Raw genomic sequence first — 7,821 nt, 5'->3', positions numbered from 1 at the left:
AAAGCAGATGAAGGTCACTTCAAAAAAAGATGACGAGCTTTAAGGAACAAGACCCAGAGAAAGTCGCTGAGTTTCTTGATATTTTGGATAACCTAAACGATTTACCAATCGTATATATTGATGAAACAGGAATCGACCGCTATCTCTATCGTCCTTATGCAGGGGCTCCTAGAGGGGAGAAAGTCTATGAAAAGATTAGCGGACGTCGTTTTGAGCGAACTTCAATTGTTGCAGGACAAGTAGACGGAGAGTTTATAGCTCCCATGATTTACAAGAACAGCAGGACAAGCGATTTCTTTGTGGAGTGGTTCAAAACGCAACTCCTGCCTGCTTTGAAGACACCTCATGTTATTGTCATGGACAATGCTAGTTTTGATCCCAAGAACATTTTGGATGAACTCTGCATCCAAGATAAACACTTTTTCTTACCTCTACCACCTTATTCACCAGATTTGAATCCTATTGAGCAAGCATGGGCTATCTTGAAAAAGAAAGTAACAGATTTATTAAGGGAAGTCTCAACTATTTTTGAATGTTTGGAACGCTTTTTTTAAAACTAAATGATTATATAATTGAAATAAGAAGAAAATCATTATCAGAAAATTATAGGAGGTAGTAAAATTGACTTGCTTAATCAGTGTTATTTTATTACATCAAGGAGATAAAAATAGTTTATTAGAGTCTTTATTAATAGTTGATAGACAAACATTTAAAGATATAGAAGTTATTATTGTAAAGCCAATATAGAACACCTTTTGTTGGTTTATTTATTCTTCCTGATGATTATTATAAACTTACAAAGGATTTTCGGTACTATATGGAACAAGAACTTGTTTTCGAAGAGGAACTTGTTTCACCGAGCTGGACCCATGAAGTTTATCCTTTGGGGCACTTAGGGGATATAGATATTCATTTTCTACATTATTCTAGTATTGAAGAAGCACGGACTAAGTGGGAAAAAAGAAAAAACGCATAAATTGGGATAATCTATATTTTAAATTTGATAATAAAGATTCAGCTAGTGAAGAAATTTTAAATAAGATGGATAATCTTCCTTATTCTAATAAATTAATTTTAGTCAATCGTCCATATAAAAATTTGAAAAGTCAATGTGTTATTCCAGGTCAGGAACATCTTCCAGAACTGGCTATTATGTCTGATCCATTAAATACTTTTGATATCATGGCTTGGTTAAAAAAAGGTGGCAATGCTCTTTAAGTGCAAGTTATTGCGCTGTAGCATATAAATCTATTCCCTACATATTTTTTAAATGTTCTACGAGTTAATTTGAAATGTTTAGCTTGTGGTATAATAGATTCATGGATAAAAAATATGAAAAAATCTCCCAAGATTTGGGAGTGACTTTAAAGCAAATCGATACTGTTCTAAGTTTGACAGCAGAAGGGGCGACAATCCCCTTTATCGCGCGTTATCGCAAGGACATGACTGGTAGTCTGGATGAGGTGGCGATTAAGGCCATTATCGACTTGGATAAAAGTCTGACCAATCTCAATGACCGCAAGGAAGCTGTTTTAGCTAAGATTCAAGAACAAGGCAAGTTGACCAAGGAGTTGGAAGAAGCTATCTTAGCTGCCGAAAAATTAGCAGACGTTGAAGAACTCTACCTACCTTACAAGGAAAAGCGTCGAACCAAGGCAACCATTGCTCGTGAAGCTGGACTCTTCCCACTTGCTCGCCTGATTTTGCAGAATGTAACTGACTTAGAGAAAGAGGCTGAAAAGTTCATCTGTGAAGGATTTGTGACTGGGAAAGACGCCTTGGCTGGTGCAGTTGATATCTTAGTCGAAGCCTTATCGGAAGATGTGACACTGCGCGCCATGACTTATCAGGAGGTGCTGAGATACTCTAAACTTACTTCGCAAGTCAAGGATGAAAGTCCTGATGAAAAGCAGGTTTTTCAGATTTATTATGATTTTTCAGAGACAGTTGGAAATATGCAGGGCTATCGTACATTGGCCCTCAATCGTGGGGAGAAGCTAGGTGTCTTGAAGGTCGGTTTCGAACATGCGACAGACCGTATTCTAGCTTTCTTTGCTGCTCGTTTCAAGGTGAAAAATGCCTATATAGATGAAGTTGTTCAGCAATCGGTTAAGAAAAAAGTCTTACCTGCTATCGAGCGCCGTATTCGGACAGAATTGACTGAAAAAGCGGAAGAAGGGGCTATCCAACTCTTTTCGGACAACCTACGCAATCTCCTCTTGGTTGCTCCACTGAAAGAGCGCGTGGTTCTTGGATTTGACCCTGCCTTTCGTACAGGTGCCAAGCTAGCTGTCGTGGATGCAACAGGAAAAATGCTGACAACACAGGTCATTTATCCTGTTAAACCAGCATCAGCTCGTCAAATCGAAGAAGCCAAGAAAGATCTGGTAGATTTGATTGGTCAATATGGCGTGGAAATTATTGCCATCGGAAATGGTACTGCTAGTCGTGAAAGTGAAGCCTTTGTGGCGGAAGTTCTGAAAGATTTTCCTGAGGTTAGTTATGTCATCGTAAATGAAAGTGGTGCTTCTGTCTATTCTGCCAGTGAACTTGCTCGTCAGGAGTTTCCAGATTTGACCGTTGAAAAACGCTCTGCCATTTCTATCGCCCGTCGTTTGCAGGACCCCCTTGCTGAATTGGTTAAAATCGATCCTAAGTCAATCGGTGTCGGACAGTATCAGCACGATGTCAGCCAGAAGAAATTGTCTGAGAGTCTGGACTTTGTTGTCGATACAGTGGTAAACCAAGTCGGTGTCAATATCAATACGGCCAGCCCAGCTCTTCTTTCACACGTAGCTGGACTCAATAAAACCATCTCTGAAAATATCGTCAAATACCGTGAGGAAGAAGGAAAAATCACTTCACGCGCCCAAATTAAGAAAGTTCCTCGTCTGGGAGCCAAAGCATTTGAACAGGCTGCTGGTTTCCTCCGTATCCCTGAAAGTAGCAATATCCTCGATAATACTGGAGTTCACCCAGAAAATTACGCTGCCGTTAAGGAACTTTTCAAACGCTTGGACATTAAGGACCTGAATGAAGAAGCCCAAGGCAAACTCAAGTCTCTTTCAGTCAAGGAAATGGCGCAAGGGCTAGACCTTGGTCCCGAAACTCTTAAAGATATCATTGCAGATCTTCTCAAACCAGGTCGAGATTTCCGTGATTCCTTTGACGCACCTATGCTTCGCCAAGATGTCCTGGATATCAAGGACTTAGTGGTTGGGCAGAAGCTAGAGGGTGTGGTGCGTAATGTCGTTGACTTCGGTGCCTTCGTTGACATTGGAATTCACGAGGACGGTCTCATTCATATTTCCCACATGAGTCGCAAATTTATCAAACATCCTAGCCAAGTGGTGTCAGTTGGAGATTTGGTGACCGTTTGGGTCAAGAAAATTGATACTGAACGTGAAAAAGTCAATCTGTCGCTCCTAGCTCCAGATGAATCTAACTGATTACGTCAAGCAGGTTTCGCTAGAAGACTTCGGCAGACCTTTTATCCATCATGCCCAGTGGAATAGGCGTCTACGTTCGACAGGTGGGCGATTTTTCCCCAAAGATGGGCATTTGGATTTTAATCACAAGGTTTATCAGGAACTGGGGTTGGACGTTTTTAGGAAAATTGTCCGACATGAACTCTGTCATTATCACCTCTATTTTCAAGGAAAGGGCTATCAACACAAGGATCGGGATTTTAAGGAACTGTTGAAAGCAGTGGATGGATTACGCTTTGTGCCAACCTTGCCAAATAGCAACTCCAAGCCAATCAAGCTCTATCGTTGTCAATCCTGCCAGCAAACTTATTATCGCAAGCGAAGGATTGATACTAAACGCTATCGCTGTGGAGTTTGTCGAGGAAAGTTGCTACTAGTAAATCAGCCTGAGGACTGATGAAAGCCGAGCCTACCCGTGATATACTATGTCTAACCTAGCAGAAAGAGGAAATATCATGAACAGTAAGTTTTATAAAATGAGACGAAATCGCATGATTTCAGGAGTTCTGGCAGGTCTGTCAGACAAGTGGAACTTTGATGTTACCCTTGTTCGTTTCTTGTTTGCTATTTTTACAGTCGCAAATTTCGGTCTTGGGGTGATTATCTATATCATCCTAGCTTCTATCATGCCAACCAAGGAAGAAATCGAAGCAGAAATGTACGGAACAGGCCCACGTAAACGCAAAGAAGCTCAAGCCATTGACGATAATGAAGGCTGGTTTTGGTGAGGTTTTACAAAAGATTTGGAATACGCAAAAAGCTTTAAATCAATAGTCTAAACTGCTTGATTTAAAGCTTTTTTACTTTTAATAATATTTTTCCAGCTTCATCTACAAACTAAAAGCATTCTTTTGAACTCATGTTTCTAATCTATTTTTCATGCTGAGACAATACATTTTTTGAAAAATGATGGATGCTGATAACAACTGATAGCCAGCAAATAGCATAAGCAGTAGCTGTAAATTCTGTACCGATAAAGTATGTTTTTTCAACTAAGAGCTGACCGATGAATGGAGAGAGGAGATAGAGAAGTCCGATGAGTATATGTTCTTTGTGTTTCATTAAAGCGCACTTTCTTTCCTTATAGGTTGAACGACTTGCAAGTGTTCAATTTAATGGTATGTTATCTAGGTAAGCTTACTCAAATGTTAGTTCCCGCTTCCTCCTTTCCAAAGTAAGCCTTTTCACACGTATATTTTACAATTTTTAAAATAGGAAATCAAATCATTTTATAAGTAATTTTGCCTATATTTCCCCCAATCTTACAAAAATGTAAGATTAAAGTCTTTTTTGTAAGGTTAGGTTATGGCAAGCAGTCTTTTTTTGATGTAAACTAGACTCATAAAGAACAAAGGAGTAACATCATGAAACAAATCTTACAGAAGAAAACAAGAAAACCAAGCCACAAAGATATCGAGCGCGTTCAGCTGGGATGCGCTATGATGCAAGCAACATTTCATTTGATGGGATATTAAGAAAGGAGATTCTCATGACACTTTTAGATGTAAAACACGTTCAAAAAATTTATAAAACTCGTTTTCAGGGCAACCAAGTAGAGGCCCTCAAGGATATTCACTTTACCGTGGAAAAAGGTGACTACGTTGCCATCATGGGTGAGTCTGGTTCTGGTAAATCAACTCTTCTCAATATCCTAGCTATGCTGGATAAACCAAGTCGTGGACAGGTTTACTTAAATGGAACTGATACCGCAACCATTAAAAATTCACAGGCTTCTAGCTTCCGTCGTGAAAAATTAGGCTTTGTCTTCCAAGACTTTAACTTGCTAGATACTTTGTCTGTAAAAGACAATATCTTGCTTCCGCTTGTCTTGTCAAGAAGACCCATTACGGAGATGATGAAGAAATTGGTGGTGACAGCTGAGAATCTAGGTATCAACCAATTGCAAGAGAAGTACCCTTACGAGATTTCTGGTGGTCAGAAACAGCGTGTAGCAGTAGCACGTGCCATCATCACAGAACCTGAAATTCTCCTTGCGGATGAGCCAACAGGTGCCCTTGATTCCAAGTCCTCTGCAGCCTTACTTGATGTCTTTGATGAAATCAATGAGCGTGGCCAAACTATTCTCATGGTAACCCACTCAACAGCAGCAGCTAGCAGAGCTAAACGTGTACTCTTTATCAAAGACGGCATTCTTTATAATCAAATCTACCGTGGAGAGAAGACAGAGCGTCAGATGTTCCAAGAAATCTCTGATACCTTGACTGTCATGGCAAGCGAGGTGAATTAGTATGTTTCGATTAACCAATAAGTTAGCGGTATCGAACTTGATTAAAAACCGCAAACTCTACTATCCCTTTGCGCTGGCTGTTCTCTTGGCAGTCACCGTCACCTATCTCTTTTACTCTCTAACTTTCAATCCTAAGATTGCGGAAATCCGTGGAGGATCAAGCATTCAAGCTACTCTAGGATTTGGTATGTTTGTCGTCACACTTGCGTCAGCCATTATCGTCCTCTATGCCAATAGTTTTGTCATGAAGAACCGTTCCAAGGAACTGGGAATTTATGGCATGCTGGGCTTGGAGAAACGCCACCTGATCAGTATGACCTTTAAGGAGTTAGTGGTGTTTGGGATTCTAACTGTTGGAGCAGGTATCGGTATTGGAGCCTTGTTTGACAAGTTGATTTTCGCTTTCTTGCTCAAACTGATGAAATTGAAGGTGGAGCTGGTCGCTACCTTCCAGATGAAAGTTGTCATTACAGTACTTCTTGTCTTCGGTTTGATTTTCCTAGGCCTCATGTTCCTGAATGCCCTTCGAATCGCCCGTATGAATGCCCTCCAGCTTTCTCGTGAAAAAGCTAGTGGTGAGAAAAAAGGTCGTTTCCTACCTCTCCAAACGATTCTTGGTTCGATTAGCTTAGGGATTGGCTATTATCTTGCCCTTACGGTAAAAGATCCTCTTACAGCCTTAACAACCTTCTTCATAGCTGTTTTACTGGTTATTTTTGGTACTTATCTTTTGTTCAATGCAGGGATTACCGTTTTCCTCCAAATCTTAAAGAAAAATAAGAAATACTATTACCAACCTAATAACCTCATCTCTGTTTCCAACTTGATTTTTCGTATGAAGAAAAATGCAGTTGGACTAGCAACCATCGCTATCTTGTCAACAATGGTTTTGGTAACCATGTCAGCAGCGACAAGCATTTTCAATTCCGCAGAAAGCTTTAAAAAAGTTCTAAATCCTCATGATTTTGGAGTTTCAGGGCAAAATGTTGAAAAAGAAGACTTGGACAAACTCTTGAGCCAGTTTGCAAGTGACAAAGGTTATAAGATTAAAGAAAAAGAAGTGTTTCGTTACACTTACTTCGGTGTTGCGAACCAAGAAGGAAATAAGTTAACCCTTTTTGAAAAAGGACAAAATCGTGTCCAACCCACAACAGTTTTCATGGTATTTGACCAAAAAGATTATGAAAATATGACTGGTCAAAAACTGTCTCTATCAGGAAATGAGGTCGGACTCTTTGCAAAGAATGAGGGAGTTAAAGAACAGAAAACTCTAACTCTGAATGATCATCAATTTTCTGTCAAAGAAGAATTTACTAAAGATTTTATTGTCAACCATGTCCCAAATCAGTTTAATATTTTGACTGCTGATTACAATTACCTTGTTGTACCTGATTTACAAGCCTTTTTGGATCAATTCCCAGATTCGGCTATCTATAATCAGTTTTACGGTGGCATGAATGTAAATGCCAGCGAAGAAGAACAACTCAAGGTCGCTGACGAGTATGATAAATACCTCGATCAGTTTAATGCTCAATTAAATACGGAAGGTAGCTATGTGTATGGTAGTAATTTATCAGATGCTAGTGCTCAGATGAGTGCCCTCTTTGGAGGTGTCTTCTTTATCGGTATTTTCCTATCCATTATCTTTATGGTCGGAACCGTTCTGGTCATCTACTACAAACAAATTTCTGAAGGCTATGAAGACCGTGAGCGCTTTATTATCTTGCAGAAAGTTGGTTTAGATCAAAAGCAAATCAAGCAAACCATCAACAAACAGGTTTTAACTGTTTTCTTCCTTCCTTTACTCTTTGCCTTCCTACATCTAGCCTTTGCCTACCATATGCTTAGTCTGATTTTAAAAGTGATTGGTGTACTGGATACGACTATGATGTTGATTGTGACCTTGTCTATCTGTGCTATCTTCCTCATCGCCTATGTGCTGATTTTCATGATTACTTCAAGAAGCTATCGCAAGATTGTCCAAATGTAAAAAAAAGATACCTCGACTTCAAAATCGAGGTATTTCTTGTATTTTATACTCAATGAAAATCAAAAAGCAAACTAGAAAGCTAGCCGCAGGTTGCT

General features: G+C 39.6%; 6 protein-coding genes and 2 pseudogenes. 7 read left to right on the top strand and 1 reads right to left on the bottom strand.

Annotated features, from left to right (window positions below):
- Positions 1-23: 23 nt before the first annotated feature.
- The 5 genes and pseudogenes from B4W83_RS09525 to B4W83_RS09500 all read left to right on the top strand — a co-directional run.
- A pseudogene (locus tag B4W83_RS09525) lies at positions 24-554 on the top strand (transposase); the annotation flags it as partial.
- Positions 555-739: 185 nt separating this feature from the next.
- Positions 740-1,218: pseudogene (locus B4W83_RS09515) on the top strand (DUF1919 domain-containing protein); the annotation flags it as partial.
- Positions 1,219-1,319: 101 nt separating this feature from the next.
- Positions 1,320-3,449, top strand: a complete 2,130-nt coding sequence (locus B4W83_RS09510; protein ID WP_000359124.1) for a Tex family protein — start codon at positions 1,320-1,322, stop codon at positions 3,447-3,449.
- Positions 3,436-3,885: a SprT family protein gene (locus tag B4W83_RS09505; RefSeq protein WP_001054507.1), complete on the top strand. Its 450-nt coding sequence runs from the start codon at positions 3,436-3,438 to the stop codon at positions 3,883-3,885. The genes B4W83_RS09510 and B4W83_RS09505 overlap by 14 nt, the downstream gene beginning before the upstream one ends.
- A gap of 58 nt (positions 3,886-3,943) precedes the next feature.
- Positions 3,944-4,216 carry a PspC domain-containing protein gene (locus B4W83_RS09500; RefSeq protein WP_001085044.1) on the top strand — a complete coding sequence of 91 codons (273 nt, stop codon included), beginning with the start codon at positions 3,944-3,946 and terminating at the stop codon, positions 4,214-4,216.
- Between the two features lie 142 nt (positions 4,217-4,358).
- Here B4W83_RS09500 and B4W83_RS09495 read toward each other — a convergent pair whose 3' ends face one another.
- The gene (locus B4W83_RS09495; RefSeq protein ID WP_000680768.1) at positions 4,359-4,550 is read right to left on the bottom strand and encodes a hypothetical protein; all 192 of its coding nucleotides are present in this window, start codon (positions 4,548-4,550) and stop codon (positions 4,359-4,361) included.
- Positions 4,551-4,977: 427 nt separating this feature from the next.
- On the opposite strand from B4W83_RS09495, the gene B4W83_RS09490 reads away from it, so the two are divergent.
- Positions 4,978-5,736, top strand: coding sequence for an ABC transporter ATP-binding protein (locus tag B4W83_RS09490; RefSeq protein WP_000173358.1), 759 nt, complete (start codon positions 4,978-4,980; stop codon positions 5,734-5,736).
- A 1-nt stretch (position 5,737) separates the two neighbouring features.
- A complete protein-coding gene (locus B4W83_RS09485; protein ID WP_000489375.1) occupies positions 5,738-7,726 on the top strand; it encodes an ABC transporter permease in 1,989 nt (662 codons plus the stop codon).
- Positions 7,727-7,821: the final 95 nt, after the last annotated feature.

This window comes from Streptococcus pseudopneumoniae ATCC BAA-960 = CCUG 49455 (assembly GCF_002087075.1).
GTDB lineage: Bacteria > Bacillota > Bacilli > Lactobacillales > Streptococcaceae > Streptococcus > Streptococcus pseudopneumoniae.
The sequence above is the reverse complement of the archived record's forward strand: the minus strand, read 5'-3'. Positions and strand labels throughout refer to the sequence as shown.